This window comes from Mycobacterium farcinogenes, from assembly GCF_019739075.1.
Lineage (GTDB): Bacteria > Actinomycetota > Actinomycetes > Mycobacteriales > Mycobacteriaceae > Mycobacterium > Mycobacterium senegalense.
In genome coordinates this window covers 697,502-722,546 of record NZ_CP081673.1, presented here as the reverse complement: position 1 = coordinate 722,546, position 25,045 = coordinate 697,502, and the positions used below count along the sequence as shown (strand labels likewise).

The window sequence follows — 25,045 nt, the reverse complement described above, 5'->3', positions numbered from 1 at the left end:
CGTCAGGGTAGTCGGTGACTACGACAGTCGCGGCGAGGTTCGAGGTGTCGGCGACAGGGCGCCACACCCACACCCGCAGCGGGGTCGACAGGTACAAGTCGCAGCTGCGATCAGTCGAACAACGCCGCTGGATTCAGGTCGTTTTCCGATCCCCTGGACCCATGGACCCATGGACCCATGGACCCCCCGCTGTAACGCGAATCCGGGTTTGCGATTCCACACGAAGTTGCGTTTCTGCAGGTAGAAGAGAAATTCATCGATTAATAGGCTGGTTCCATGTTGCGATAGAGCGGGGAGGGTCCATGGGTCCATGGGTTCCATGGGATCAGACGTTCGAATGAGCGAGACTTTCGAACAAGCAGCGTCGGAGAGCAGCAACAAGCCCCGCCACGGTGTCGTGACGGGGCTTGTCGCCAACCCGCTGCGGGGGCTACTGAACGGCGTCCAGGTCGATGTCCAGGCCGAGCTGCGTGGGTCCGTGGTAGGCGACCTCGCCGCCCACCTGCGGGACATGCACGAGCTGCACGCCGAGCAGACCATCCTCTACGAGTTCCTGCACCAGCTGCGCGCCGTGCTGGCGCCGGTAGGAGCCGGCCTTGCCGCTGTTGGCGCCCTGCGCGGCCGTGAACTGCTTCCCCGCCGCGTGCTGCGCCCGCGCCCACCGGAGCAGGTTCTGCTTGGCATCCCGATGCTGGGCGGCCTCACGGGTCGAGGAACGGATGTCATCGAGGATCCCCGCCTGCACGGCCTCGCCGGTGCGCAGAAGCGGTTGGGCGATCTGGCACGCACGGCGGACGCGGCGGTGATGCTGCTCGAAGATCGCGGTCCAGTCCCACCACTTCTTCGTGATGGCGGGCGCCTCTCCGTGGTACACCGCCGCGGCGAAGGCCCAACGGAGACGGATCAGCGCCGTGTGCGTCTCGAGCGCCGTCTCCGGATCGCGCTTCGCGGCCTGCAGGCGCATGCGGATCTTGCGGACCTCGATGCGCACCTCTCGATCGACGGGGACGTTCCCAGCGGGGAAGGCCGGGATCGGGAGGTCGACCAGTCCGTCGTTGTCGCTGTTCATGCTGTCGGGGATGCGCTCGGCCCACTCCTCGAACTCGGGCGTCCCCTCGACAGGCACATCGAAGGTCTCGCCGCACACCCACCACACGCGCTGGGACAGTCCCATGAGCGCACTCAGCGGGTCGAGCGCTGCGCCGGCCGTGGCCAGCTGGCTACCCATCGCCATGATCAGGCGGTACGAGTGCGGCAACGCGAAGGCGCAGTTCGTCTTGGTGAGCGACCCAAGCTCCTCCGACGAGAAGGCCTGACACATCTCGGCGCTGAGCGTGGACCCCGACTGCGTCTTCGTCGCGTCCATCCGGCTGATCTCCGGCCAGTAGACCCGGGCACTGTCGTTGTGGACCACCGGGTACCGCTCCTTGGTCTCCTTGTCCTTCTCCATGGTCACGAACAGCTCCGCCATCGCCGGCCCCGATCCGAGGGGCATGCACGGCGGGACGAAGGGCGTTGGCAAGCCCACCGCGCCGGCCACCGGGTTGAACGACACGGTCGCGGTGCCGGACTTGCCGCCGCCGGACTCGGCCACCGAGCTGTAGATGGCGTTGAACCCGGACTGTCGGTTCATCACGATCGGCGGGATGCGCGTCGTCGGCGGCACGAGCGACAGGACGCCCGCCAAGTCCGCGGTCAGCGCCAACACCGGCGGTGCCAGACCCTCCTCCGCCCGCTTCCGGACGCGCTTGAGTTGCGGGGTGCAGAACAGTCGGTCGAGCAGCTCCGGTTCGACCGAGTGATGGAGCGCCGCGCGCGCACGATCCTTCACCGCCTGCGTACGGCCCGCCGGGTCATCAGCGGCCGGCGCTTCCACCGCGGTCTCGGGGGCGGACCCCACCTGACTCGTACCGGCGGGTTCCGCCGCGGGCACCACCACCGGAGCCACCGCGGGCTCGGCGGCGACCGTCGCGACGGCGTCAGGCACCGGCTTCAAGGCGAGCGAACCCGCGACACCACCTCCCAGCGTTCCGATTGCGGGTGCGGACTGCAGCGGAGTGCCACCCTCGATCAGGGTCAGCCGGGGAGCCGCTCCCACTGCGGGGATCGGGGCAGCCGGCACACCACCCACGGCGGCCTCGGTCAGGAACACCTCACCGTTCTGCTCCGCGTAGGCCATCACCGCCGCCCTCTGCTTCGCCGCGGCGACCCGCAGCTCCTCGGCCCGCGCCGTATCCCCGCGCGCATCGGCCTCGCCTGCGGCCTGATCCAGTTCCTCGGCAGTGATGTGGTCGAATTCCTGACGCTCGGCCCGCAGTTCGATGCCGGCGTCGCGCACCACGTCACGAAACGACCGCCCGTACAAGGCGGCGATAAAGTCCGGCCACGACATGTGATCGCGGGTCTCACCGTTGCCGGCGAGGTGCGCCGCGAGCGTGCCGCTGTAGACGTGCACCCCGCGCCCGTAGGCGCAGCCGTCATGCAGTTCCATGCCCGTCGCGCTGCTCTGGAGGCTGAACCGGCCCTTAGGGCAACCGCAAGAGCCGACGGTGTCGAGCACCTCGATGTAGCGCTGGTCGTCCATCGCCAGCCACGTCGCCATCGGCACGCCGTCGATCAGCTCCGTCAGCTCGCGCGAACCGGCGGACAGCATCCGCTCCTCCGCCCGCTCGAACGCGGTGCGCTTGCGGATGTCCACCCGCAGCGCTGCGAGTTCGGCAGGCGGTTCCGGAGTGCCTTCGGGGCGCACCCAGTCGGGCCAGAACTCCACCGGCAGAGGCGGCGGCGAGGGAGTCCAACCCGCACCAGGGTTGTACGGGTTGAGGTGCCCCTCCTCGCACAAGTAGCTCGGCGGCAGCACGATGAACTTGGCGCCCGTGAGCACGTCGACGGTGCCACCGTTCGCCAGCGTCACCGTCGCACGCGGTGCGGTGAGCTCCACGCCGGACACGCCCCACTCGGCGGGAACCGACCACAAGAAGTGCCGGCCACCGAACCGGCCCTTGCTGTGGTTGGGGTTGAGCGCGTTGGCCGGGATCGCGAACGGGGTGTAACCCGCGGCCTCGAGCGCCTCTGCGGCAGCAGCGTTGTCCGCGTCCCAGGCGATCAAGCCGCGCTCACCACTGGCACCCAGGAGAGCGCCGACGTTGCCACCCTGGTCGAGGTGCCACGCGAGCGCGGCCTCAGTGAGGGCGGGGGCGGTCGGCCACCCGCGGTTCACCGGGCGCTTCCTGGCGCGCTCGAGGGGCAGGGCGTGGAACGCGTCGGCGATCCCCGCAGCCCACGCCGCGTTGATCGGCCGGCGGTCTGCGAGCTTCGCGTCGATCGCCCTGTGCTCGGCGGGGGTGAAGGGAACCTCGCTCATCGCGTCACCGCCTCTCCGCCGGCGGTGGCGGCGACCGTGACGGCCACCCCCACTCCGAACAGCTCGGCGGCGGCCGGACCCTCCAGCCGCACGTGCAGCGGTTCACCCTCCGCGCGGGGACGGGTGAGCAGGTCGTGGAGCTCGGAGATGGAGTGGGCGACCACCTCGGGGGTCGGCGTGTCGTGCGCCGGACTTGCTTCACGAGTGGTGACAGGTACAGTCATGTTCGTTCCTCTGTTTCTTGGTCGAAGCGGTGGACATTCGAGAACTGGCCCGGCGTCGCTAGCGCCGGGTCGTCTCGTATCTGGGTCAGGACGCGATGCGCGCCCAGTGCGAGTCGAGCCATGCGTCGATCGCCGCGGCCCGTGCGCGCTCCTCGGCGGCAAGTGCCCCGATGGTGAAAGCCTGGGCATGATCCACGTGCGCGACGCGTGCAGCCGCTCGGCACCCGGCGATCAGCGCACCGTTGCGGTCTCCGGGATGGGCGGCGCGGAACAGGCACTCGGCGGCGGCGCGGACTCCTTCGGTGCTCACGCGGCGGCACCATCCGCAACGGTGGGCATGGCGTCGAGCCAGGCCTGGAGGTCCTGCGGGTAGACAAGGATCGCCTTCCCGCACTTGTGCGCGACGAGCTCGCCGTCTGCGATCTTGCGCTGGATGGTGCGGAGGCTGAATCCAGTTCCCGCTGCGATCTCGGCCGGCCGGTAGCCGATCCTCTGCTTCATCTCGGTCCTTTCTCCCGACTTCAGACGCCTGGCGACGCCGTGTGCCGCAGCACTATGTCAGCGACCGCCACCGGGAGACGACTCAAACGCCAGCCCCTGGTCAGGGGCGTGTCGCGCCGGAAACTTTTTCGGGCCGCGACATGTTGCGACACCAGCCGTCACGAACCGCCTAAGTACGCCAGAAACGCCCCTGACCAGCGCATTCACTGATTGCGCGACGGTCTTAGAACGGGCCAGCATGGTCGTCATGATCAACCGCCTCCACCGCAGCTCCCAGACGCTGAGTGTCACGTCCCCGGCTCGCGCCAGCCTTCTGACCTGCGGGTTCACCCTCGCGACCGTCACAGTGGCGACGCTCAACACACCGGTTGCGTCCGCAGAGCCCGTCGTACGGTGCCGCACGCTTGAGGGCGGCGGCGACTACGTGTGCATCACGGAGACCCCTACTCCGACCACCAGCTCGACCGGAAGCGGATCCAGCGGGGGCGGCGGTCTCGGCGCGTGGTTCAGCGAGCACGCCGGCGTGATCCTGTTCGTGATCGCCGTCGCCGCCGTGATCGCGATCGTCGCCGCCGTAAAGAGCGGCACGTCCAAGGACAAGGCCGCGGCCTCCGAGGCCGAGCTGGCCCGCGGCCGTCAGATCGCCCAGGCTGCACATGCCGCCGCGGTCCAGCTTGCGCACGAAGAGGCCGCCGCACAGGTCCCGCCGAGAGAGGTCTACGACCCCCACAACGTCGGTCTCGCCCCGCCCCCGATGCCTGCGCCGAAGATCCCGGCCGCCCCCGCAACCGCGCCTGAGGATCTGCAGCGGTACGCCACCTTCGGATGGGCAGTGCCCTGGACCCAGGGCACTGCGTTCGCCGCAGCCGTGAGCCGGTCGGGTGACATCACCCGCATCGAGCGGGCATGGGTCGACGCGTGCCGACTCGCCGGCCTCGGTGACACCGACGAGCAGGGCGTGTTCACCCCCGCCGCGACCGTCGTGCGCGTGAACGGTATCGAGGGCTCCGGTGACGCGTGGGTCGCCGTCGACACCCGCGACTACACGGTGGGTGCGAAGCAGTTGGACAGCGTCCGCGACCACCTACTGCGCACCGCGCGTGTAGAGAGCGCGACCCCGTTCCAGCGCGACGCGGCGCGCGACTGGTTTATCACCGTGTTGTCCATGGACGCACCCGCCGCGACGCAGGCAACCGCTCCCGCAGCGGAGGAAGTACAGGGCCCGCGCGTCGATCCGAGGTGGAGCTGATGTCCGGGTTCGACGAGCTGTTCGGCGAGACGCCCACCACCGCGGCGCCGGCGAAGGAGACGTCGAAGACCGACGCGAAGAAGCCCGCCGCCGCCGACCGACCCCAGCGGAGCCAGGCCGACCACGACGGCGAGGTACGGGCCGCGGCCGACCGGTACATGGCGCTGCTCCCCGAGATCCGTGCGGCACGCCCGCAAGGCCCTCGCACCGAGGATGCCGCTCCGCAGCTCACCGGTCCGGCTTGGGTGATCGACGCCTGGGAGACCGCGCTGTTCGGCGGTGACCACGCCGCGTTCGGCCTCGACGCCCGCTTCGGCGCTGAGGTCTTCACCCGAGGGGACACCCTCTACGTTCAGGTCACCGTGCCCGCCGAGCTCGCTGGCGAGGGACGCAAGGCTGTCGCGGAGACGATGCTCGCCGAGGCCGCCCGCCGGAAAAACCTCGGCGACTACGAGGTGGAACCGGGCGAGGACAAGCGCAAGTTCTTCCTCGTCCGCACCAACGCCTTCGACACCACGAACGGTTGGCGCGAGCACCCGAAGACCCGCGCGTTCTACCGCAGCGCGACGAGCGGCGGGAAGTATCACCAGGAGCTGTTCGACCTCGTCGGCCTCCGCGTTGTCGACCCGAAGACCGGCGAGATCAAGTACCCGCAGCGGGAGTTCGGATCCGACGACCGTGGCGGAACGGTGACGTTGACGCTGCCGCCGGGGATGCTTCCGCGCGACGTGATCGCAGCGGAGCCCGCACTGCGCGCGGCGCTGGCGATGCCGGAGCTGACTGTGACGGTGGGCGACGGACTGCGGCCGACGATCCACCTGAACTCGAAGCCGTTGGTGCGTGCGTTCCCCACGTCGAACCCGCTCTCCGCGGGCCGTCTCTGGCTGCCGCGCACCGAGGCCGAGCGATACGCCGTCAGCAATGAGGTGCGCCTGTTCCTCGGCGTGACCGAGACCGGAGAGGTGGTCGCGCCGCGGCTCAAGGACAGGTCGCACGCCGCGATCTTCGGCATGACGAACAGCGGCAAGAGCACCACCATGGTCATCCTCGCGCGTAGCCTCGCGGCGCAGGGCGCCGAGGTGTGGCTTGCAGATGCAAAGGGCACGCCGGAGTTTCGGTCGCTCTACAAGGAGAACGTCCCGGGGATCACGCACCTGAGCGTTGCGACTCCCGCACTGATGCACGCCACCGTGCACAAACTCCGCGAGCTCTACAAGTTCCGCGCGGCCGTCGCCAACGAGCTCGCGGACCGGGGCCTCGGCGTCGACGACATCCTCTGGCCGCGCGTCGTCCTGATCTTCGACGAGATGGGCGAGTTCCTGAACACCGCATTGAGCGACGGCGGAGACAAGGTCGCCAAGGCTCAGGCGCAAGCCACCGTGAACATGCTCGGCGAGATCGGGGCGAAGGCCCGCGCCTACGGCGTGCACCTGATCGTGGCCGGACAGCATGTCTACGTCGCGGCGCTCCCGAACAAGGTGAAGGAGCACCTCAGCATCCGCGCCGTGCTCGGCAAGGCCTCCGATACGCACATCCAGAGACTGTTCGACGAGCAGGATCGCGACGCCGCGAAGGCCGCGCGTGAGGGGATCCTGCCGGGCCAGAAGGGCCGCGGGATCGTGATGGCCGACGACGCCGAGGTCGTGCAGTTCCAGTCGTTCTACAACGACGCGGAGCAAGCCGCGAAGTTCGCTCGCGACACCGCAGGTACCCCGCGCCTCAAGCGGTGGGGGCACCAGTTCCCGACCGGTGACGACGTCCCCGGGGCGCGGGGTGCGTGGCAGTCGTGGGGGGCTTGGGAAGGCGACAAGTCCTTCGAGCCGGACGGCACCGTCGAGGACCTCGGCACTGTCGTCCTCGACCGGCCGAACCCCGTCACCGGAGAGCTGGAACCCGACCCCGACGCCGCGCCCTGGGACATGACCAGCCCTGCCTACAACCCCGGATCGGCACCGCTGTCCGCTGCCTTCCAGAACGTCAACTGACCCACGAACGGAGACCACCATGATCACGAACACCAACGCCACCTTGACCGTCCCTATCGGCTCGACCCACGACGGCGACCCGATCACCGTCGATCTTCGCCGGCACCCCAACCTGATCCTCGCCGGCAACGCCGGCTGCGGTAAGTCGACGCTGCTCCGCCAGATGGCCGGCGCCCTCGAGCGGCAGGTCGGCAGCAACGGCAAGGTGCTGCTCGTCGAAGGCATCTACGCCGGCGTGGAGGACTTCATCGCCGAGGTGCACGAGGAGCTGCGGCACCGCCGGTCCGAGCGCACCCCGGATCCGGAGCGAGGACCGATCGCCCTCTGCATCGACGACTTCGGGGTCTACGCAGAGCACCGCATGTCGCCCGAGACCCGGACCACGCTGCGCCGCATCGCGAACATGGGCCGCGCTAGCGACGTGCACCTGCTACTCGCCACGCAGAGCACGGTCGGCATCAACACCGACCTCCTGATGGCGATGTCGAACCGGATCGTCCTGGGCAAGGTGACCCGACACGTCAGCCGGCTCTTCTCGGAGGCGCAGTGGCCCGACGTCGCGGCGGCGGCGGAGTCGGCGAAGGGCGACCGCTTCTCGGGCGTGGTCGTCGGCTCGGCAGGCCAGCCCACCGCGTTCACGCCGCTGCTTCCCGAGACGTTCGCCGCCGCTGTCCCCGCCACTCCCCGGCGCTGATCCGCGAAGGAGACCAACAGCATGACCATGCAGACCCACGCCATCATCGCCGCCGCCGACGCCGTCCGCGCGTCGCACCTCGACGCCCTCCGCCCGCTCGCGGAGGTCGCCGGCCGCACCGTCGACGCCCCGCCCACCGTCGAGGCTGGCCTGACCGCGGCGCTGCACCTGATCGACGCGAAGCCCGCCCTCGACGCCTCGGTGACCGGACTCCTCCGCGAGCTCGTCACTGCCGGCATCAGCTCGACCAAGTTGGCGCGCCTTCTCTCGATCCGTCACTCGACTCTCACCGACCGCCTCGCCGCACCTGCTCCCGCCGCCCCCATCACCCCCGAGCTGCACTTCGGCATGTTCCGGAGGAAGGACAAGCTGTCGATCCGTGCCGCCCGCGAGTCGCTGATCACCGCCGCCCGCGACCTCGGCCGTACCTACGCCGCGGCTCTCCGTCCGATCAGCACGGTGAGTCAGGGAGCGGTCCCCGAGGCCGCCGTGATCGATGCGGCCCTCGAAGCGGTGCTGCACCTGCACCGGTCGCGGTCCGCACTCGACGCAGCGCTCGATCCCGTGCTGGCGTGTCTCGTCCTCGGTGGAGTCCGGCGGATGAGTGTGGCCGAGGCGCTCGGCGTGCACCCGAACACGCTGCAGCGCCGTCTGGCCGGACAGCCCCTCGCGCACGCCCGACACGCGGACCTCATCGAGAACGGGGACGGCACCTGGAGCGTCGCCCCCGCCGAGGTGGGTCGATACGCGCCCACCGAGGAGCTCGACGAGGCCCTGGTCGAGGCCGCCGTGGCCGAGGCGATCACCGGAATCCAGGAAACGGCACCCAACGTGCGCGTGCGTGAAGACAGCGCGACCGTCCCGCAATCCGCACCTCAGTTCTAAGACCGTCCCGCATCAGAAATCTCAGACCGTCTAGCAGGAAAGGACAAGCAATGGCGTTCCGCAAGGTCAACCCCGAGACCGCAGCCGAGATGGCCGCGATCGCAGCTAAGTTCGCGGGCACCCTGGGCAGGCGTCACGGAGCCGCCGCCGCCGGCCTGCTCAAGGCCGGCGAGGTTCCCACCGACGCGAACACGGTGCTCGCCGCGATCAAGGCCTGGCGCTCCGACCAGGAGCGGCATCGCCTCCGCTGGTGCAACGCCGCACTGCTGCAGATCACCAGCGGTGACAGCCCCGACGACGTGTGCGCGGGCTTCGGCTTCGGACGCACCGCCCTCCAGCAGGTGGTCCAAGCCGAGGAGTCCGAGCTGGCCTCGTTCACCCAGTTCCTGTACCGAGCCCGTCCCACGAAGGCGGTGGCATGATGGCACGCTTCCGTCGACCGACTCCGAGCAACGCCGCCGCGTCCCGCGCGATCCAACAGCAGGTTCTGCGCCGGATCGCCGAGTTGTCCGCCACGGTGACCGAGCAGCTGGAGGCCGCCGCCGACCCCGCGGTCGACGTGGAGACGCGCCGCGGTCACCTGGTCGCCGCCCGGCAGGCCGAGCGCTCCATCGACGACGCCGTGATCGAGCTGGCCGCCGCCTGCATCCTCGGGGGTATGTCCGCCGCGGACGTTGCCCGCCGATCCGGGGTCAGCACGGCCACCCTCACCCGACGCATGCCGCCCTACCTGCGGGCCCTGCGTGGACACCACGTCGTGCCCGACCCGGACGCCCCGTACGGCTGGAGGCCCACGGCCACTGTTTCGCGGGGCCTCGACCAGGGGTTTTGTGTCGCCTCGGAGCCCTGCGCCCTGAACCGATCGCTTAGCCGATCAGGAAGCCAATCCAGCAGCCGGGAATGGATCGACGAGCCGATCGCCTAGCCGACGAACCGATCCCTTAGCCGATCACCAAGCCACGAACCACGCACGAAGCCGATCGCAGAGCCGATCAGGCAGCCGCCCAGGAGGGACACCATGACCACCTCGACCTCAGGTACTCGGACCGCGTACCGCTACGCCCGAGGCCTCCTGGCCATCAGCGTGCTGCTGTCGCTCGGATGCAACGCGGCGCACGCCTACCTGACCTCGGGCTCCGCCCCCCTGTGGCTCACGATGGGTGTCGGGTCGATCCCCCCGCTGATCCTCGCGCTCAGCGTGGAGGCGGTCGTCTTCTGCTCGCGCCACGCCCGCTGGGCATGGGGGTGGGGCGCTGTCCTCTTCGCGGCGACGGCGGGCCTTGTCACGGGATTCTCGATGAGCTTCGCGGCGATCTCGGATCTCGGCCGAATGGCGAACATGAGCTGGTGGACCGCACCGATGCTGCCGGTCGGCATCGATGCGCTGGTGATCACCGGCCTCGGCATGGTGGCCCTGTTCCGGCCGCGGCAGCTCGGCGAGGAGGAGGTGGCGCGTGACGCAGCGCCTCGCGTGCCGCAGCGCCTGCGTCACGCAGTCGATCGGGGGCTCCGTCGCGACGCAGCGGCGACTAAGCGACGCGTCGACGCACCGCCGCGTCGCGACGAGTCGCCCACGACGTACCCGGCCGAAGCCGCGGCGATGCGCGACGCAGCACCCGCTCCCGCCGCGACGCAGACCGACTCCGTTCGCGACGCGGCGCTCGCGACGCACACCGACGCGACGCCCGAGGAACCCGCGACGCAGCCCGACGCGCTTCGCGACGCAGACACGGTCGAGATCCCCGTGACCAGGGATGATTCGCGCGACGCAGCCGCGAAGCACGGCGACGGAGCGGCCACGTCGCGGCGGCTCGCTGCGGTGCCGACTCCTCGACCCGCCGCGACGCACGCCCCTGCTGCACCCGCGACGCAGACCGCGACCGACCACGGCGCGAACGACGACGACGACGACGAGTTCATGGTTCGCGCGACGCGGCTCGTCGAAGCAGGCCGCACCACCGCCCCGCTCGACGCGGTGCACCGCGTGCTTCGCGGTAAGGCGAACCGCGAATCGAACCGCGTCGTCGCCTCGAAGACCGGACTCACTGACAGCCAGGTGCAGCGCATCGTCACGGCGGCGCGCGAGCTGGACGCCGCCGAGGAGCCCGAGCCCGAGCCAGCCTTCGCCTAACCAGACCCTCCGCTACGCCACCCACCGACACCCGGGTGCAACCCCCACTCCGTCCACGAAAGGGACAACATGAACACGAAGAAGCACAACGCCCTCGCCGCGGTCGTTGCAGCGGCCACCATCACCCTCGCCGCGTGCGGCACCAACACCGCCGAGCCCGCCGCGGCGCCGAGCAGCTCGGCCTCGCCGTACGACGAGCTCGAGGTGAAGAAGGCCGAGATGAAGGTCGCCGAGCGGGATCTGGATATGCACGGTGTCCTCGCTCTCCCCGCGAACGTGGACCGCGTCGCAGCCGAGGACGCGGCACGCCAGGCGCTGCCGTTCGCCTTCACCTACCGCGACGGATGCCGGTACCTGCGTACGTGGGACGCCGGACTCTGGCCCCTGTATCGCGGCGAGGGCGCGCTCACTCGTGCCCGCGACGACGAGGAGTGGTTCCGGCTCCATCCGGGTGCGGCGTCCGACCGCACCTGCCACCAGCTCGCGAACGTCCCCACTGCCGACGATCCGACCGTGACGACGCCGTACCGCTGGCGCCAGGGTTCCCGCGATCTCGTGCGCGTCCAGGGCGTCGTCTTCGTCATCCCCGACGCCATCCCCGAACGCGGCGTGGCACTGCGCACCGCGAACTGATCGAGAACAAGGAGAAGAACACCATGAACACGAAGAAGTACATCGCCCCCGTCGGCGTCGCCGCCCTCGCGGTCGCGACCATGCTCACCACCGCGTGCGGTGCGCCGACCGAGACCAGGGCGGCGTCGACCAGCAGCAGCGCGACCGCCGCATCGTCGTCCGCCGACGAGGCACTCCGCCGCGTCGTCCCGTACGGCGCCGAGCGCATGGACCGCGCCGCCGCCCGTGCCGCGCTCGAAGCGGGCAAGCCGTTCCTGGTCAGCCTGCCCGACGGCGGCGTGGAGGCGTGCCACTCGGCGCTGCTTCTCCCCGGCGACGCGCGGCCGTGGATCCTGAACGAGTCCGCCGTCCGGGTCGCCGGCAACGCGCTCATGGCGGAGCGGCTGCAGACCTACGGCTGCGGCGTGAGCGAGAGTGTCCCGTCGGCTTCCATCCCGGCTCCGGCTCCCGACACGGCGATGGACACCGCAGCGGCCGCGGCTGCGCGGCGTGAGGGGAAGCCGTTCATCTACGCGATCCCGGACGGCCTGAACTCGGTCTGCAACGTCGCGGTGATCGTCGGCGACGAGGAGTGGTTCCTCAACCGCTCCACCGGACCGAGTGCGAAGGGCGACGCGCTGTCGCAGATCCAGCGCGGCTACGGCTGCACCAACGGCGAGACCGTGCCGGGCGTGCCGGCGAACTGAGACAGGAGACAAGCATGAGCAAGTTCCGAAGCATCATCGCGAGCCGTACGACCCTCGTCGCAGCGCTCGCTCTCGCGCTGGGAGTGCTGCTGACGCTCGCGTTCACGCCGCGTCAAGGAGAGGGCGTCGCCCCGCCCGCCGCGGCAGCGCACCGCATGGTCGGGAACGAGTGCCAGCTGTCGGTCGTCGCGTTCGACGGCCGCACCTGGACCGCCGCGGCGGGAGACCAGCAGCTCCGCCGCGTCGACGGTGTCGGCGACGCCTGCACCCCCGCGGTCGTCACCGATCGGGTCTCGGTTGGCGACCGCTGCGTCAGGGTGCTCCGCGTCGACGGACGGACCTACGCGCTGCCGGAGAACGACGGTGACGGCCCGCTCCAGGCGGCTCCGGCTGAGGCCACGACCGCCGTCACCGGCTGCCGTACCGATCCGAGCAGCTGATCCGACGGACCCCCGAGAAGCAAGGAGAAGAACATGATGATCGACCCGAACGCCACCCCCGAGGAGCAGCTGGACGCGTTCATCGCCCGCGGTGGCAGCCCCGACGATCCGTTCCTGCCCACGCGCCTGCGCCGCGTGTGGGAAGCGCGAATCCAGAACGTCTCGCTGCCGCCGAGCCGCGCCGCGCAGATCGCTTGGGGTGAGCCCCACCTCCGCCTCGTGGACCTGGTTAGCAGCGGGCACACCGACAGTGAGCTGTGTCTGCTCGCGGCTGCCGCGGAGATCGGCGCGGGACAGGAGCTGCCCGGGCTCACCGAGATGCTGATCGGGTACCGCAGCCAGTTGCGCAACGCGATCGCGGAGGCGGGATCCCGGGGAGCGAGCGACCTGGCCTGACCCGACGCGCGGCCGTGCTTCACGTCGCGGGTGACGTGAAGTGCGGGGTCCGCCGGACCAGAGAGAAGGAAGAGAACCATGACCGACCCCAACGACGAGAACCTGACGCGCACCTGGACGCCGGATCCCGACGCCCGCGCCGTGCCGGCAGGCGGCGATCCGTTCGGCCACTACGCCAGCGAGCAGCCCGAGCCGTTCGTCGTCACCACCGGCGACCCCGACGACGCCGATCGCTGATCCCGGCGGTGAGGGTGCGGCATCCGCCACCGAACGCGGGTGCCGGGCCCCGACTGCCGGACCACAAGAAGAAGGAACAGATCATGACGAACATCGACCTCGACATCGCCGCCTTCCGCTTCGCCGCCTACGCCATCGCCCGAGACAGCCGCGCGCCCGCCGCCGTCACCGCGTACGCAGGGGCAGTGGCCGCCGCACGACACCGCGCGCACGCCGAGGGGACCACGGTGACGTGCCAGCTGATCCACAAGCTGAGCACGGACCCGGTGACGCACGCCGCCGCTGCGGAGGTCGGTCCCTTCACGATGCTCACGCTCCAGGACTGGCTGCAGGAGGTGTGGGGTGACGTCGCCGCACTCGCGGCGGTGACCGAGGTTCCGGAGCTGACCGAGTCCGAGGTGCTGTACCGCCGCGCCGCCGTCGAGTTGTTCGCGGAGACCGATCCCGACGCGTCGACCGCCACGCTGGCGTTCGCCGCCGCGCTCGCGGTAGCCCACGTCCGGTGGCTCGCCGCGGGTATCGATGGGCTCACCGATCCGGCGGCCACCACCGTGATCGACGTAGTGATCGAGAGCGATCCTGTGGCCGCCGCCGCTCGCGAGGAGCTGGACGAGTCGACCCGCGCGAGCATCGCGATGGCGATCGGCAACAGGTGGCGCGAGATCATGGAACGCGTGCAGGTCATGGAGGCCTTCTCCGCGATCGAAGCCGTCACCGCCTGACCCACCGACACAGGAACAGCCCCCGACCGCTTGGGTCGAGGGCTGTTGCCGTGGTTCGCTACGGGGACTACGCCGCCGCTGCCTCACCGTCGATCAGCCGGTTGATCTCGGACATGGGTACCAGCCGGCGCCTGCCCACCTTCACTCCGCGGAGTCGGCCGTCCTTGAGCTGTGCGTAGATGAGCGACTCACTGCACCGCAGCAGCTCGGCGGTCTCGCTCACGGTCAGCATCGTGACGGGTGCGGCCGGCACCGCAGACTGCGTCTGCCCCACCGCGGCCAGCAACGCGGCGACCGCGGTGGCGATGTCGGGGCTCGTGTTCTCGCTCATGTCTCTATCGCACCACGGAGTTCGGACACCTCCAACTGAGCCGGAATCACGTACTTTTCGGCGTGTCGCGCTGAGTGCAGGTCGGTGTACGGTCTACATCTCGACGCATTGCCCTGCTGGTCGCTGACCTCTACGAGCTACTTCGCCACCCTCACCCCACCCCTGTGCCGGGTAGGGTGGCTTGCCATGGGGATCCCGACTCACGTCATGGAGTACACCGGTGGTAGCGCCGCGACTATGGACGGCGGAGCCGGGCGATTGCAGTTCCGCGGACCCCTCGGCGCGATGGACGGCGTTGAGAACTGGTACCTCACCTTCTCCCCGCTCCCTCCGGGACAGACCATTGACGACATCCGGCACGGTGACACCCCCGAGTACCTCCAGGCCGGAGGTCGCGCCGACAAGATGATGCTCGACATGCGCCGGCCCGGCGGTGAGCAGTGGGGGGTCGCCGGGGTGCGCTACGTGATCGGCCACGTCCACGAGGGGAACCCGCCGCTGGACGTGGCGATCGAGCTGCCCCACGGTCCCGAGTACGTCAGCGCGCCCGAGGTGTTCACCTCCGACGAAGCCACCGAGATCTTCTACACCTACTACAAGACGGGCGACATCCCCGACGGCTACGTGCTGCGGCCGGTCGAGGGGTACACCGCCGACGGCAGGAATGTCGACTTGCGCGGGGTGGCCACGACTTAGGCGATTCCGCTCGGGTCGACGATGCCCTGCTCCGCCATCCTGCGACGGATCTCCTGTCCAGCGGCGATCAACGCCGGGTCGCCGCTGTCGATCATCTGCTGCGGCGTGAGTTGCGTGCCCCAACCTGGATAGTTGGGGGCGTTCGCAGGCGCTGGACTCACGGGCACGGCGCCCTCGGCCTGGGCACCGCCGAAACCACCAGCACCGCCGTCCACGGCGGACTTCGGGACAGGTCCGGCAGTGGCCTCGCCCGCAGAAGCGCCGGCACCCGGTCCCATCTCGGCCGATGGTGGTTTCCACCCCTCCGGCGGATACACCGTCTGGGCGCCGACGATCCTGATCTCACGTCCGTTCAGCACCGCCGTCGCCGGTCGCTCGGGTGTGACCGCCGCGTCGAACGTCTGCTGATCGCGCCGTAGCGCCTTCGGATTCGTCTTGGCCTCGATGCCGAGGTACTCATCGGGGTTGTCGGTCGGCTCGAGGGCGTCGTAGTAGCGGAACTGCGGCGTCCCGTCCGGATGGCGCACATCGGGATGGGTCGCGCGCACCTCCTGGCGCGTGAGCGGGATATGCGTCTTGCGCTCCCGCTCGTCGAGCGCGGCCTTCGCCGCGGCCTCACCGTCTTTGCTGTTCTCCTTGCCGTACTTCCCGTTCCTCGTGCGGTTCGGGAAGTCGGGGTGTGGCGCCCACGGATCGTCCTCGTCCTGCGGGTTCAACTTGAACTCGTTGCTCACCAGCTGCACCGTGGGCTCGCCGTCACGCCCGTCGCCCTCGCCCTCGAAACGGATGCCGTCCAGTTCGGCGGCTTTCGTCTGCAGGCGCTCCCCGACGAAGGAGTCGGTCTGCACTAGGCGCTCGGCGTACCAGCGGATGTCTTCGGCGTGCTCCTTGGCGGCCCTGTTCCGCTCGACGATCGTGGTGATGTCGTAGCGGCGGGAGTCGGTCACCGACAAGTCCTCGCCGACGGTGAACCCGTCGTTCTCGGCGGCGGTGATCGCTTCGAGCACCTCACGCTTGGCGGCCCGCACGTCGTGGCCACCGTTCTCGGCGATGTCGGCGGCCTCGTCCTGAACGTCGCGCTGCCGGCGCACCACCGCGGTGTCGGCTGTCACCCGATCGAGCGCGGCGTCCTTGGCGTCGCCCTCCCAGGTGGTGCCGCCGGGAGCGGCGATGCTCTGGCGGTGCTCGTCGAACAGCGTGACGGACTGGTTGCCCAGGGTCCGTAGCTGCGCCGCCGTGTTGTCGAGGTGTTCCGTCGGCCAGTCCACGAGCACCGACCGAGACGGCAGCGCACCACCGGTGGACGCCGCAGGGCTCACACGGACACCGTGGTGATGGCGTCGGAGCTGTCTCCGTCCGTCGTGTCGTAGCGCGTGCCGCTCACCGAGAGGTCGTCGGCCTGACCACTGATCCGGTTGGACTGCCGGGTGCGGGCGGACTGGGCGGCGGTCAGGATCGCGGCCGCCCCGGCCTGGCTCGGGGTCGTGCCGCGTCCACCGTCTACGGTCCCGGTGGACAACTCCGCCGCGATGACATCGCTGCTGGCAGCGGCGGTACGCAGGCCGCTCGCATCGACTTCCAGTTCGTTTGCCATGGCATCCCCCAACCGGCTAACACACTGGTCGTGAGGCTACCTCAGGATTTGCAGCCGCATCGACACGAGATTGGGCACCGTGGGAGGGACTCGGCGTGTCGTACGACTCGCTCGTCCCCACTCAGCACAGGTGCCACTCTGTAGCAATGGCAAAGATCCCCGACTACGTGAAGGCCCTCGACCTCGACTCCGGCCGCAGGTATGAAGTGCGCCCCGAGGTCACCGGACCCGACGGCAAGCGCAAGCAGCAACGCAAGCGGTTCAAGACACTCAAGGAAGCCACCGACTTCTACACCCGGATCGCCGGCGACCGCTCCCGTGGTGTGCACGTCGCACCGTCGGAGCTGACGGTGGAGGCAGCGGTCGACGCATGGTTGGCCGCGCAACGGGTGCGCACCAAGACGATGACCGGATACATCACCGCGCTGCGGCCGCTGGTCGATCACCTCGGCGGGAAGGCGGTCCAGGCGGTGACGAAAGCCGACATCGAGAAGGTGGTGGCCGCACTTCGCGGCGGCACCTCGAAGATGGGCACCTGGAACGCCCCCGAGAAGATCAAGGGCAAGCAGGTGCGCGCAAAGTGGGGTCCGTCAGGCACGAACCACTTCATCCGGAGATCCCGCGCCGTGTTCGAGGACCTAGTGCAGCAGGGAGTGTTGGGCCGCAACCCGGCCGCACTGGTACAGCCGGTACCCAAGGCGAAGGCCGAGCTCCACACGCTCACCGGTGCACAGGCGGAGAGTTTGCTGGCCGCGACCCGTAACGACGTCTTCGCCGTCGCGTGGCGCCTCGCACTCATGGGTCTGCGCCGCGGTGAGATCCTCGGCCTCAGCTGGGACTCCGTCGACCTCGACGCCGGACTGCTGACCGTCCGCGCCAACCGTGCCCCAGTTCCCGGGGGCGTCGAGGTGGGCTCACCCAAGACCGCCGCCGGACTGCGCACCCTCCCCATGCCGGCCGAGCTCACCGTCGCGATGAAGCAGGCGCGGAAACAACAGAGGGAACGCCGACTTGCGCTCGGCTCCAAGTGGGTCGAGTCCGGGTTGGTGGTCGTCGGCGAGGACGGCACTCCCCCGCACCCCGACACCTTGTCGCACGCCTGGGCGGAGACCATCGCGGCACACAAGCTTCCGGCCGTGCGGCTCCACGATGCCAGGCACACGTGTGCGACGTTGATGCATCAGGACGGTGTGCCGCTCGCGGTGATCTCCGCGTGGTTGGGCCACACGAACGCCGCGTTCACCCTCGCCACCTACGGCCATAGCTCCGACGATTCACTCGCGGCGGCGGCGCAGCGACTGGACGCGTTGACCGGTGGGAGGTCCAACCCGGCCGAGGCGAAGTGACACGGGATCGTGTGTCACCGAAGCGAATAACGGAGCCGATGTGTCACCTCGTGTCACATCGGGGTGGTCCAGATAGCGGAAACGCCAGGCGATTCGCACTCTCACCTGGCGTTTCTCTTGTGCGCCCGAAGGGATTCGAACCCCTAACCTTCTGATCCGTAGTCAGATGCTCTATCCGTTGAGCTACGGGCGCCTGGCGTTATTCAGTTGTGTGGTTGACAAGTCAACCATGGCGGAGGCGAGAGGATTTGAACCTCCGGTCCCCGGTAAGGGGGACAACTCATTAGCAGTGAGTCCCATTCGGCCGCTCTGGCACGCCTCCTTTGAACTTCTGTGAGGGTACCGGACTCCGTCCTGTCGCCCGAAACCGCCGAGGGCACACAGTACACAGCCTCCCCTATTCTGGCCAAGTGAGTATCCGTCTGCGCCCCGAAATGGCCGACCTCCCGGCGTACGCACCAGGCAAAACAGTTCCGGGCGCAATCAAGATCGCGAGCAACGAAACCGTGTTCCCGCCGCTTCCCAGCGTGCGCGAGGCGATCTTGCGAGCCACCGAGAACATCAACCGTTACCCCGACAACGGCTATCTTGACCTGCGCGAACACCTCGCCAAGCACGTCGGCTTCGCACCCGAGAACATCGCGGTGGGCTGCGGTTCGGTGAGCCTGTGCCAGCAGTTGATACAAATCACATCCGCCCCGGGCGACGAAGTCGTGTTCGGATGGCGCAGTTTCGAGATCTACCCGCTGCAGATTCGCACCGCCGGCGCGACGGGCGTGCCGGTGCCGTTGCGTGACGAGACTCACGATCTCGACGCCATGCTCGCGGCGATTACCGAGAACACCCGGCTGATCTTCGTCTGCAACCCGAACAACCCGACTTCCACCGTGGTCGACCCCGAGGCCTTGGCCCGGTTCGTCGCGGCAGTGCCCGACGACATCCTGATCGTGCTCGACGAGGCGTACGTCGAGTACATCCGCGACGGCTTGCAGCCCGACAGCCTCGGGCTGGTCCGCGCCCACCGCAACGTGGTCGTGCTGCGCACGTTCTCGAAGGCCTACGGGCTGGCCGGACTCCGCGTCGGGTACGCCGTCGCCGATCCGGAAATCGTCACGGCCCTGGGCAAGGTCTACGTGCCGTTCAGCGCGACCAGCGTGTCCCAGGCCGCGGCCATCGCCAGCCTGGAGGCCGCCGACGAACTGATGGCCCGCACCGACGCCGTCGTCGCCGAGCGCGTCCGCGTCAGCGCGGCCCTGCGCGCGGCCGGCTACGAGCTGCCGCCCTCCCAGGCCAACTTCGTCTGGCTGCCGCTGGCCGAACGCACCCTCGACTTCGTCGCCAGGGCCGCTGACAACCGCATCATCGTGCGCCCGTACGGTGAGGACGGCGTGCGGGTCACCATCGGCGCTCCGCACGAGAACGACGCCTTCCTCAGCTTTGCCACCGAGTACGCCCAGCACTGGAACGGAGATAACGAGTGAGCGACGCACGCGGCACGTTCGACGGGTTCGTCAGCCGTGACGGGCAGATCCCCGACGCCGAACTCGACGCGTTCTGGGCACTGCTGCGGCCGGCCAGCATCGACTTCATGCTCGGCGAGTGGAAAGGCGGCGAATTCCAGACCGGGCACAAGGCCAACGGATTCATGAAGCGGCTCAACTGGTTCGGCAAGACGTTCCACTCGGCTACCGACGCCAAGCCGCTGGTGTGCCTGGACGCCGAGGGCAACAAGTTCTCCAACACCGAAGCCATGAAGGGCGAGGCCAGCCTGTGGCTGGAGGAGTTCCGCGGCGAGGTGACCGCGACGATGGTCTACGACGGCGCACCCGTGCACGATCACTTCAAGGTGGTCGACGACCACACGGTGGTGGGCATCATGAACGGCAAGGGCGCCGTGGTCGACGGCCGTTACCTGTACTTCTACCTGCAGCGCGTCTAGCCCGTCGGCCGGCGGCCGGTGAAGGCCAGCAAGCGCTCCAGTGCGGGCACGTCGTCGGCTACCGCCACCGGATCGTCGAAACCCGCACGCACCCGCCCCTCCGGGGTGATGATCTGGCGCGCCCACCCCAGGACGCACTCGGGCTGCTGATCCGGCACGTCGAGCGGCTGTCCGGTGGCCACGGCGTAATCCCAGGCGTGCACCAGGAATTCGAGCGACAGGATCCGCGCCATCATCTGCGCCGGGGCCTCGCCCTGGCCGAAGGGCACCGTGCCGTCCACCCCGCGCCGCCGCCAGGCCGCCACCGCCGGCCGCGCCGCGCCAAGCACCTGATCCTCAACCGAGGCGCCGGGGGCGCGGTCTGGAATCTGCGCACCAGCCGCCGAGCCGATCAAGGTGATCGAGTTCAGCAGATGGTCCGTCAGGCCCGCCACGTCGAACTCGCGACACGGGGTCGGACGGGGCAGATCGTCGGCGGTGACGCCCCGCAGCACGCGTTGCAGCACGTCGAGGGTGGCCTCGGCACTTTCGAGTTCGTCCATAGTCGGTAGTGTCCACCCCATGACCGACACGTACGAGTCCGTTTCCGTCGAAATCAAGGACCACGTCGCCCAGGTGACACTGCTCGGTCCCGGCAAGGGCAACGCGATGGGCCCGGCGTTCTGGGCGGAGATGCCCGACGTGTTCGGCACCCTCGACGCCGACCCCGAGGTGCGCGCGATCGTGCTCACGGGCTCGGGCAAGAACTTCAGCTACGGCCTGGACCTGCCCGCCATGGGTGCCGAGATGCCCGGACTCGACGCCGGTGCGGCTGATCGGGCGGCGTTCCACAAGCGGCTGATGAAGATGCAAGGCGCCATCACCGCCGTCGCCGACTGCCGTACCGCCACCATCGCCTCCATCCACGGCTGGTGCATCGGCGGTGGCGTCGACTTGATCAGCGCCGTGGACATCCGCTACGCCAGCACCGACGCCAAGTTCTCGGTGCGCGAGACCAAGCTGGCCATCGTCGCCGACGTCGGCAGCCTGGCCCGACTGCCGCTGATCCTGTCCGACGGACATCTACGTGAGCTGGCTCTGACGGGCAAGGACATTGACGCTGCGCGCGCCGAGAAGATCGGTCTGGTCAACGACGTCTACGACGACGCCGACGCCTCGTTGGCCGCCGCGCACGCCACCGCCGCTGAGATCGCCGCCAACCCGCCGCTGACCGTCGCCGGGGTCAAAGACGTGCTGGACCAACAGCGCACCGCCAGGGTGGCCGAGAGCCTGCGCTACGTGGCCGCGTGGAATTCGGCCTTCCTGCCGTCGAAGGATCTGGCAGAGGCGGTCACCGCGATGTTCCAGAAGCGTCCGCCGCAGTTCACCGGGGAATAGGCGCCCAGCCGAGTTCGGCCTTGGCCTTCGCGTTCGACAGCGGAAGCCAGGCCGTGCCGAACGCCGTGGCCGGATAGGGCGCTGCCAGCCCGACCAGGCGGTGCGAGATCGGCCACGGCCGCGGCCGGTTCAACTTCGCGTTGAGCTCCCGCACGTAATCGCCGAAGGACTGCGGCCGGTCGTCGACGATGTTGTAGATCTGCCCACCCCGGCCCCTTTCGAGCGCATCGGCGGTGGCCCGGGCGACGTCGTCGATGTGCACCCACGACAGCACCCCGGTGCCGGACAGCGCAGGCATGGCCCACCATTTGGCCAACCGGCGAAACAGGTCGTCATGGGTGACACCGGGGCCGTAGAAGACGCCGTAGCGCAACACGATTCCCTCGGTGTCGCTGTGTTCTCCCGAGCTGATGACGTTGCGCTCCATCCCGCGCAACGCCTCCAGCATGGCGTCACCGCCACGCGGCGGCGGCCCCGGATACGGATCTGTCTCGTCGATCAACTCCGGTCCGGTCGACCCGTACCCGTAGGCGAAGATCACCGATTCGGCGACGACCCGGCGGACCCCGGCCCGCTGCGCGGCGGCCACCAGATTGCCGGCGCCCCGGCTCCACAACTGGATGGCCGGCTCGAAATCCTTCATCCGCTTGGGGCCCAACTTCGGCAGTGTGGTCAGCAGGCTGACCACCGTCTCGGGCGCGAACTCGGCCAGCACGGCATCGATCTGGGCGCTGTCGAGAACATCGGCCACCACGGGCTTGGCACCGGCCGCCGAGATCTGGGCGGCCTTGCCCGGCGCGCGGGTCACCCCGATGACGTCGTGGCCGCGCGAGTTCAGCTCACGCAGCAGCGGGATACCGGGGACACTGGTCGCTCCTGCCACCAGGACACGCATCTAGCGTTCTCCTGTCTTGTCGTCGGATACGCTGGCCCGCAACGCGATTGCCAGCAGAGCGGTGGTCACCACCAGGCCCGCTGCTTCCAGCCAACCGACCCAGTTGCCGGCTGCGTGGTTCGTGTCGATCAGGTGGCTCAACGAATGCAGGGCCCAGTGCGCGGTGGCGAAGGCCAGGGCCGGCACCCGCCACTGCGGCCACTTGAGCGCCGCCAGCATCATCAATCCGAGCGGCAACTCGAACGACGCGTTGTCGAGGATGTAGTGGTCGTTGCGCACACCGAAGGCGCCGAGCGTGTCGAAGAACGTGCCCGGCGCCACGAGCATGAACGCCCCGAGGCCCACCGAGTAGACGCCGAAGACGGCGAGGACCACTTCTGGATAGCGCCTGGTGTGTGTCACCGCGCCGGCAGCATTGGCCATGCCATCACGCTAGCGCCGCAGTGGTCTCCGAGTAGGCTCCAATTTCATGGCGACTTCGGGTACCAGTTCGGCTCCCGAGCTGCTCGTCGAACTGGACCGGGACAGCAAGCGGCCGCTGCACCGTCAACTCGCCGACCGGCTGCGCGACGCCATCCGGTCCGGCCGGCTGACTGCCGGCACCCGCCTGCCGTCCACCCGTGTGCTGTCGGCCGACCTCGGGGTGTCCCGCCGGTTGGTGGTCGAGGCCTACGGGCAGCTGACGGCCGAAGGGTTCCTGCACAGCCACCAGGGCGGCTGCACCCGTGTCGCCAGCGTGGACGTGCCAGCCTCCAACAGTCCGCAGCCCGAACGCGTGCGACCCCGATTCGACGTCGACTTCGCCCCCGGCTCGCCGGATCTCGCCAGCTTCCCGCGCCAGGCCTGGCTGCGGGCCATGCGGCAGGGACTCGCCGAAATCGAGTCCAGCGCCTTCGGTTACGTGGCGCCGCACGGATTACCGGCCGCGCGCGCCGCGGTGGCCGATTACCTGCAGCGCACCCGCGGCGTCGTCGCCGACCCCCGACTGGTCGTATTGTGCTCGGGTGCAACGCAAGCCGTCGCGCTGCTGGCCCGCTGCCTCGGCGGCCCGGTGGCGACGGAAGATCCGGGATTCTGGCTGCACCGAATGGTGCTACGGCACAACGGCATCGATCCGCTGCCCATTCCGGTGGACGACAACGGCATCGACGTCGGCACCTTGACCAACAGCGGCGCAAGCGCCGTGCTGACCACCCCGGCTCACCAATCCCCCACCGGAGTGGTGCTCTCAGCGGCCCGGCGCACCGAGCTTCTGGAGTGGGCCCAACCCGGGCGGCTGATCATTGAGGACGACTACGACGCCGAGTACCGCTATGACCGGACCCCGGTAGGCGCGCTGCAGGGCATCGCACCAGACCGGGTGGTGTACCTCGGATCGACCAGCAAGACCCTGGCGCCGGGGCTGCGCATCGGCTGGATGGTGGTGCCCGCACACCTGATCGAGCCGGTCCGGACCGCCAAAGGCCTTGCCGACACCGGCAGTTCGGTGATGGACCAGATCGCCTTCAGCCAGTTTCTGACCTCGGGCGGCTATGACCGCCACTTGCGCCAGATGCGTCGCCGCTACCCGGCGCGGCGCGCCGCCCTGCTGGCCGCGTTGAACCGTCACCTACCCCAGGGTGAGGTTCTCGGCGCGGCCGCGGGCGTGCACCTGACCGTCCGGTTCCCGGCCGGTTTCCCCATCGACGAGCTGGTGCGGCGCGCCGCTGAGGCACGCATTCGGCTGGAAGCCCTGGGGCCCTGCTACGCCCAGCCCGACACCGCACCACCCGGCTTGATCTTGGGCTATGCCAACACCACCGAATCCCAGATCACCGCGGGCGTAGAGCAGCTGGGCCGGATCGCGCACCAGCTGGGAGCGGCGAGCGACTAGCGCCCGGAGGCCTGAACGTTCGGCTCCGCCGGCTTGGCGCCCAGTTTGCCGGCCACGTAGTCCGCAGCCTGATCCGTCAAACCGTTGACCGCGTACAAGTTGTGCGCGTTGTTGTCACCGCCGGTGGGTGAACACACCGGATCCTCGGGGATACACAGGTCGTCGGTCTTGGCGGCATACCGCGAACCGACCGTGATCGGTGGTGCGCCGGTGTAGATCATCTGCAGGAAGCCGCTCGACGGCTTGCCGAACAGTGCCACGGCGGCGACGTGATCAGCCGCCTCCGGGGGTAGCGGGCCACTGATGCTCGGCGGCAACACGAAGCCCTGCGGCACCGCATCGGCGGTGATGTAGGCGGCCACCGCCGCACCCTGCGAGAAACCGCCCAGCACGATCTTGGTGTCAGGGCAGGCCGCCACGGTGGCCCTGACCTTGTTGCTCGCATCGGCCACGCCGTCGGCCGCCGTCGCAAAGTCAAGGGATGCAGGGTAATTCACCGGGTAGACATCAACGGACTTCCCGCCGGTCCTGGCCCGCAGAGCATCCACGAACGCGTCTCCGACTCCGCCGACCCCCGGCGGTTCGAACGTGCCGCGCGCGAATATCACCTGCACGTCCGAGCAGGGGTCCGCGGAAGCCTGCCCGGCGGCGGCGATACACCCACCCGCCGCGAAGACCGCTGACGCCACTGCGCTCAACCAACGACCAACCCGATTCATTTTTCGACCCCACACTCGTCGCGACCAACCACGTTTCGTGCCAACTACTCCTCGATACCCAAGATCGAGGCGAAGCGAATCCTTCGGACGTGTGATCTACGACACGTTTAATTGTCGACGCGGGAGGT

General features: G+C 69.1%; 30 protein-coding genes and 2 tRNA genes. 19 read left to right on the top strand and 13 right to left on the bottom strand.

Annotated elements, in window-relative coordinates:
- Window positions 1-430: 430 nt before the first annotated feature.
- From K6L26_RS03250 to K6L26_RS03235, 4 genes are all read right to left on the bottom strand, one after another.
- Window positions 431-3,364 (bottom strand): bifunctional DNA primase/polymerase, encoded by a 2,934-nt coding sequence (locus K6L26_RS03250; RefSeq protein WP_221852632.1) that lies wholly within the window; start codon window positions 3,362-3,364, stop codon window positions 431-433.
- Window positions 3,361-3,588, bottom strand: coding sequence for a hypothetical protein (locus K6L26_RS03245; RefSeq protein ID WP_221852630.1), 228 nt, complete (start codon window positions 3,586-3,588; stop codon window positions 3,361-3,363). Before K6L26_RS03245 ends, K6L26_RS03250 begins: the two co-directional genes overlap by 4 nt.
- Before the next feature lie 85 nt (window positions 3,589-3,673).
- The gene (locus tag K6L26_RS03240) at window positions 3,674-3,898 is read right to left on the bottom strand and encodes a hypothetical protein (RefSeq protein ID WP_221852629.1); all 225 of its coding nucleotides are present in this window, start codon (window positions 3,896-3,898) and stop codon (window positions 3,674-3,676) included.
- Window positions 3,895-4,089 (bottom strand): helix-turn-helix domain-containing protein, encoded by a 195-nt coding sequence (locus K6L26_RS03235; protein ID WP_221852627.1) that lies wholly within the window; start codon window positions 4,087-4,089, stop codon window positions 3,895-3,897. The genes K6L26_RS03240 and K6L26_RS03235 overlap by 4 nt, the downstream gene beginning before the upstream one ends.
- A 247-nt stretch (window positions 4,090-4,336) precedes the next feature.
- On the opposite strand from K6L26_RS03235, the gene K6L26_RS03230 reads away from it, so the two are divergent.
- The 13 genes from K6L26_RS03230 to K6L26_RS03170 all read left to right on the top strand — a co-directional run bounded on the left by K6L26_RS03230 (window position 4,337) and on the right by K6L26_RS03170 (window position 14,147).
- A complete protein-coding gene (locus K6L26_RS03230; RefSeq protein WP_245008676.1) occupies window positions 4,337-5,338 on the top strand; it encodes a hypothetical protein in 1,002 nt (333 codons plus the stop codon).
- Window positions 5,338-7,323, top strand: a complete 1,986-nt coding sequence (locus K6L26_RS03225) for a helicase HerA domain-containing protein (RefSeq protein WP_221852623.1) — start codon at window positions 5,338-5,340, stop codon at window positions 7,321-7,323. The genes K6L26_RS03230 and K6L26_RS03225 overlap by 1 nt, the downstream gene beginning before the upstream one ends.
- A gap of 19 nt (window positions 7,324-7,342) precedes the next feature.
- Complete coding sequence (locus K6L26_RS03220) at window positions 7,343-8,017, top strand: ATP-binding protein (RefSeq protein WP_221852621.1); 675 nt, start codon at window positions 7,343-7,345, stop codon at window positions 8,015-8,017.
- A gap of 21 nt (window positions 8,018-8,038) precedes the next feature.
- The gene (locus K6L26_RS03215) at window positions 8,039-8,902 is read left to right on the top strand and encodes a hypothetical protein (protein WP_221852620.1); all 864 of its coding nucleotides are present in this window, start codon (window positions 8,039-8,041) and stop codon (window positions 8,900-8,902) included.
- A 50-nt stretch (window positions 8,903-8,952) separates the two neighbouring features.
- On the top strand, window positions 8,953-9,324 hold the full coding sequence (locus K6L26_RS03210) for a hypothetical protein (protein WP_221852619.1): 372 nt from the start codon (window positions 8,953-8,955) through the stop codon (window positions 9,322-9,324).
- A complete protein-coding gene (locus K6L26_RS03205; RefSeq protein WP_221852617.1) occupies window positions 9,321-9,827 on the top strand; it encodes a hypothetical protein in 507 nt (168 codons plus the stop codon). Before K6L26_RS03210 ends, K6L26_RS03205 begins: the two co-directional genes overlap by 4 nt.
- A 93-nt stretch (window positions 9,828-9,920) precedes the next feature.
- Window positions 9,921-11,033: a hypothetical protein gene (locus K6L26_RS03200; RefSeq protein ID WP_221852615.1), complete on the top strand. Its 1,113-nt coding sequence runs from the start codon at window positions 9,921-9,923 to the stop codon at window positions 11,031-11,033.
- A gap of 69 nt (window positions 11,034-11,102) precedes the next feature.
- The gene (locus K6L26_RS03195) at window positions 11,103-11,666 is read left to right on the top strand and encodes a hypothetical protein (RefSeq protein ID WP_221852614.1); all 564 of its coding nucleotides are present in this window, start codon (window positions 11,103-11,105) and stop codon (window positions 11,664-11,666) included.
- A gap of 23 nt (window positions 11,667-11,689) precedes the next feature.
- Window positions 11,690-12,352, top strand: a complete 663-nt coding sequence (locus K6L26_RS03190) for a hypothetical protein (protein ID WP_221852612.1) — start codon at window positions 11,690-11,692, stop codon at window positions 12,350-12,352.
- Between the two features lie 14 nt (window positions 12,353-12,366).
- Window positions 12,367-12,792, top strand: coding sequence for a hypothetical protein (locus K6L26_RS03185; RefSeq protein WP_221852611.1), 426 nt, complete (start codon window positions 12,367-12,369; stop codon window positions 12,790-12,792).
- Window positions 12,793-12,828: 36 nt separating this feature from the next.
- Window positions 12,829-13,188 (top strand): hypothetical protein, encoded by a 360-nt coding sequence (locus K6L26_RS03180; protein WP_221852609.1) that lies wholly within the window; start codon window positions 12,829-12,831, stop codon window positions 13,186-13,188.
- 78 nt (window positions 13,189-13,266) lie between these two features.
- On the top strand, window positions 13,267-13,425 hold the full coding sequence (locus K6L26_RS03175; protein WP_221852607.1) for a hypothetical protein: 159 nt from the start codon (window positions 13,267-13,269) through the stop codon (window positions 13,423-13,425).
- An 83-nt stretch (window positions 13,426-13,508) separates the two neighbouring features.
- Complete coding sequence (locus K6L26_RS03170) at window positions 13,509-14,147, top strand: hypothetical protein (protein WP_221852606.1); 639 nt, start codon at window positions 13,509-13,511, stop codon at window positions 14,145-14,147.
- Between the two features lie 67 nt (window positions 14,148-14,214).
- Here K6L26_RS03170 and K6L26_RS03165 read toward each other — a convergent pair whose 3' ends face one another.
- The gene (locus K6L26_RS03165; protein ID WP_221852604.1) at window positions 14,215-14,478 is read right to left on the bottom strand and encodes a helix-turn-helix domain-containing protein; all 264 of its coding nucleotides are present in this window, start codon (window positions 14,476-14,478) and stop codon (window positions 14,215-14,217) included.
- A 186-nt stretch (window positions 14,479-14,664) separates the two neighbouring features.
- Between K6L26_RS03165 and K6L26_RS03160 the strand changes: the two genes are divergently transcribed.
- On the top strand, window positions 14,665-15,174 hold the full coding sequence (locus tag K6L26_RS03160; protein WP_221852602.1) for a hypothetical protein: 510 nt from the start codon (window positions 14,665-14,667) through the stop codon (window positions 15,172-15,174).
- Here the strand turns inward: K6L26_RS03160 and K6L26_RS31625 are convergent.
- Window positions 15,171-16,493 carry a hypothetical protein gene (locus K6L26_RS31625; RefSeq protein ID WP_245008675.1) on the bottom strand — a complete coding sequence of 441 codons (1,323 nt, stop codon included), beginning with the start codon at window positions 16,491-16,493 and terminating at the stop codon, window positions 15,171-15,173. The two genes, K6L26_RS03160 and K6L26_RS31625, sit on opposite strands and share 4 nt — an antisense overlap.
- Window positions 16,490-16,768 (bottom strand): type VII secretion target, encoded by a 279-nt coding sequence (locus tag K6L26_RS03150; protein ID WP_042791437.1) that lies wholly within the window; start codon window positions 16,766-16,768, stop codon window positions 16,490-16,492. The genes K6L26_RS31625 and K6L26_RS03150 overlap by 4 nt, the downstream gene beginning before the upstream one ends.
- Before the next feature lie 146 nt (window positions 16,769-16,914).
- On the opposite strand from K6L26_RS03150, the gene K6L26_RS03145 reads away from it, so the two are divergent.
- A complete protein-coding gene (locus K6L26_RS03145; RefSeq protein WP_221852600.1) occupies window positions 16,915-18,114 on the top strand; it encodes a site-specific integrase in 1,200 nt (399 codons plus the stop codon).
- Window positions 18,115-18,234: 120 nt separating this feature from the next.
- On the opposite strand, the gene K6L26_RS03140 is transcribed toward K6L26_RS03145, so the two are convergent.
- Together K6L26_RS03140 and K6L26_RS03135 are read right to left on the bottom strand one after the other, a co-directional pair.
- Window positions 18,235-18,307 (bottom strand) — tRNA-Arg (locus K6L26_RS03140).
- A 37-nt stretch (window positions 18,308-18,344) separates the two neighbouring features.
- Window positions 18,345-18,436 (bottom strand) — tRNA-Ser (locus K6L26_RS03135).
- Window positions 18,437-18,524: 88 nt separating this feature from the next.
- On the opposite strand from K6L26_RS03135, the gene hisC reads away from it, so the two are divergent.
- Both hisC and K6L26_RS03125 read left to right on the top strand, forming a co-directional pair.
- Complete coding sequence (hisC, locus tag K6L26_RS03130; RefSeq protein WP_221852599.1) at window positions 18,525-19,595, top strand: histidinol-phosphate transaminase; 1,071 nt, start codon at window positions 18,525-18,527, stop codon at window positions 19,593-19,595.
- Window positions 19,592-20,053, top strand: a complete 462-nt coding sequence (locus tag K6L26_RS03125) for a DUF4334 domain-containing protein (RefSeq protein WP_019344076.1) — start codon at window positions 19,592-19,594, stop codon at window positions 20,051-20,053. The genes hisC and K6L26_RS03125 overlap by 4 nt, the downstream gene beginning before the upstream one ends.
- Here the strand turns inward: K6L26_RS03125 and K6L26_RS03120 are convergent.
- Complete coding sequence (locus K6L26_RS03120; protein ID WP_081281744.1) at window positions 20,050-20,595, bottom strand: TIGR03086 family metal-binding protein; 546 nt, start codon at window positions 20,593-20,595, stop codon at window positions 20,050-20,052. The genes K6L26_RS03125 and K6L26_RS03120 overlap by 4 nt on opposite strands.
- A gap of 19 nt (window positions 20,596-20,614) precedes the next feature.
- Between K6L26_RS03120 and K6L26_RS03115 the strand changes: the two genes are divergently transcribed.
- The gene (locus K6L26_RS03115; RefSeq protein WP_019344078.1) at window positions 20,615-21,430 is read left to right on the top strand and encodes a crotonase/enoyl-CoA hydratase family protein; all 816 of its coding nucleotides are present in this window, start codon (window positions 20,615-20,617) and stop codon (window positions 21,428-21,430) included.
- Here the strand turns inward: K6L26_RS03115 and K6L26_RS03110 are convergent.
- Together K6L26_RS03110 and K6L26_RS03105 are read right to left on the bottom strand one after the other, a co-directional pair.
- Window positions 21,417-22,325 carry an NAD-dependent epimerase/dehydratase family protein gene (locus tag K6L26_RS03110; RefSeq protein ID WP_064894035.1) on the bottom strand — a complete coding sequence of 303 codons (909 nt, stop codon included), beginning with the start codon at window positions 22,323-22,325 and terminating at the stop codon, window positions 21,417-21,419. The genes K6L26_RS03115 and K6L26_RS03110 overlap by 14 nt on opposite strands.
- Complete coding sequence (locus tag K6L26_RS03105) at window positions 22,326-22,748, bottom strand: hypothetical protein (protein ID WP_064894034.1); 423 nt, start codon at window positions 22,746-22,748, stop codon at window positions 22,326-22,328.
- A 46-nt stretch (window positions 22,749-22,794) separates the two neighbouring features.
- Between K6L26_RS03105 and K6L26_RS03100 the strand changes: the two genes are divergently transcribed.
- Window positions 22,795-24,198 (top strand): MocR-like pyridoxine biosynthesis transcription factor PdxR, encoded by a 1,404-nt coding sequence (locus K6L26_RS03100; RefSeq protein ID WP_064894033.1) that lies wholly within the window; start codon window positions 22,795-22,797, stop codon window positions 24,196-24,198.
- Here K6L26_RS03100 and K6L26_RS03095 read toward each other — a convergent pair.
- Window positions 24,195-24,917: a cutinase family protein gene (locus K6L26_RS03095; protein ID WP_076211557.1), complete on the bottom strand. Its 723-nt coding sequence runs from the start codon at window positions 24,915-24,917 to the stop codon at window positions 24,195-24,197. The two genes, K6L26_RS03100 and K6L26_RS03095, sit on opposite strands and share 4 nt — an antisense overlap.
- Window positions 24,918-25,045: the final 128 nt, after the last annotated feature.

What these genes read in the sequence shown, in the direction of transcription:
- K6L26_RS03250 (WP_221852632.1), bottom strand. Translation starts at nt 3,364, where the DNA reads ATGAGCGAGGTTCCCTTCACCCCCGCCGAGCACAGGGCGATCGACGCG.
- K6L26_RS03245 (WP_221852630.1), bottom strand. Translation starts at nt 3,588, where the DNA reads ATGACTGTACCTGTCACCACTCGTGAAGCAAGTCCGGCGCACGACACG.
- K6L26_RS03235 (WP_221852627.1), bottom strand. Translation starts at nt 4,089, where the DNA reads ATGAAGCAGAGGATCGGCTACCGGCCGGCCGAGATCGCAGCGGGAACT.
- K6L26_RS03230 (WP_245008676.1), top strand. Translation starts at nt 4,337, where the DNA reads ATGATCAACCGCCTCCACCGCAGCTCCCAGACGCTGAGTGTCACGTCC.
- K6L26_RS03225 (WP_221852623.1), top strand. Translation starts at nt 5,338, where the DNA reads ATGTCCGGGTTCGACGAGCTGTTCGGCGAGACGCCCACCACCGCGGCG.
- K6L26_RS03220 (WP_221852621.1), top strand. Translation starts at nt 7,343, where the DNA reads ATGATCACGAACACCAACGCCACCTTGACCGTCCCTATCGGCTCGACC.
- K6L26_RS03215 (WP_221852620.1), top strand. Translation starts at nt 8,039, where the DNA reads ATGACCATGCAGACCCACGCCATCATCGCCGCCGCCGACGCCGTCCGC.
- K6L26_RS03210 (WP_221852619.1), top strand. Translation starts at nt 8,953, where the DNA reads ATGGCGTTCCGCAAGGTCAACCCCGAGACCGCAGCCGAGATGGCCGCG.
- K6L26_RS03205 (WP_221852617.1), top strand. Translation starts at nt 9,321, where the DNA reads ATGATGGCACGCTTCCGTCGACCGACTCCGAGCAACGCCGCCGCGTCC.
- K6L26_RS03200 (WP_221852615.1), top strand. Translation starts at nt 9,921, where the DNA reads ATGACCACCTCGACCTCAGGTACTCGGACCGCGTACCGCTACGCCCGA.
- K6L26_RS03195 (WP_221852614.1), top strand. Translation starts at nt 11,103, where the DNA reads ATGAACACGAAGAAGCACAACGCCCTCGCCGCGGTCGTTGCAGCGGCC.
- K6L26_RS03190 (WP_221852612.1), top strand. Translation starts at nt 11,690, where the DNA reads ATGAACACGAAGAAGTACATCGCCCCCGTCGGCGTCGCCGCCCTCGCG.
- K6L26_RS03185 (WP_221852611.1), top strand. Translation starts at nt 12,367, where the DNA reads ATGAGCAAGTTCCGAAGCATCATCGCGAGCCGTACGACCCTCGTCGCA.
- K6L26_RS03180 (WP_221852609.1), top strand. Translation starts at nt 12,829, where the DNA reads ATGATCGACCCGAACGCCACCCCCGAGGAGCAGCTGGACGCGTTCATC.
- K6L26_RS03175 (WP_221852607.1), top strand. Translation starts at nt 13,267, where the DNA reads ATGACCGACCCCAACGACGAGAACCTGACGCGCACCTGGACGCCGGAT.
- K6L26_RS03170 (WP_221852606.1), top strand. Translation starts at nt 13,509, where the DNA reads ATGACGAACATCGACCTCGACATCGCCGCCTTCCGCTTCGCCGCCTAC.
- K6L26_RS03165 (WP_221852604.1), bottom strand. Translation starts at nt 14,478, where the DNA reads ATGAGCGAGAACACGAGCCCCGACATCGCCACCGCGGTCGCCGCGTTG.
- K6L26_RS03160 (WP_221852602.1), top strand. Translation starts at nt 14,665, where the DNA reads ATGGGGATCCCGACTCACGTCATGGAGTACACCGGTGGTAGCGCCGCG.
- K6L26_RS03150 (WP_042791437.1), bottom strand. Translation starts at nt 16,768, where the DNA reads ATGGCAAACGAACTGGAAGTCGATGCGAGCGGCCTGCGTACCGCCGCT.
- K6L26_RS03145 (WP_221852600.1), top strand. Translation starts at nt 16,915, where the DNA reads ATGGCAAAGATCCCCGACTACGTGAAGGCCCTCGACCTCGACTCCGGC.
- K6L26_RS03120 (WP_081281744.1), bottom strand. Translation starts at nt 20,595, where the DNA reads ATGGACGAACTCGAAAGTGCCGAGGCCACCCTCGACGTGCTGCAACGC.
- K6L26_RS03115 (WP_019344078.1), top strand. Translation starts at nt 20,615, where the DNA reads ATGACCGACACGTACGAGTCCGTTTCCGTCGAAATCAAGGACCACGTC.
- K6L26_RS03110 (WP_064894035.1), bottom strand. Translation starts at nt 22,325, where the DNA reads ATGCGTGTCCTGGTGGCAGGAGCGACCAGTGTCCCCGGTATCCCGCTG.
- K6L26_RS03105 (WP_064894034.1), bottom strand. Translation starts at nt 22,748, where the DNA reads ATGGCCAATGCTGCCGGCGCGGTGACACACACCAGGCGCTATCCAGAA.
- K6L26_RS03100 (WP_064894033.1), top strand. Translation starts at nt 22,795, where the DNA reads ATGGCGACTTCGGGTACCAGTTCGGCTCCCGAGCTGCTCGTCGAACTG.
- K6L26_RS03095 (WP_076211557.1), bottom strand. Translation starts at nt 24,917, where the DNA reads ATGAATCGGGTTGGTCGTTGGTTGAGCGCAGTGGCGTCAGCGGTCTTC.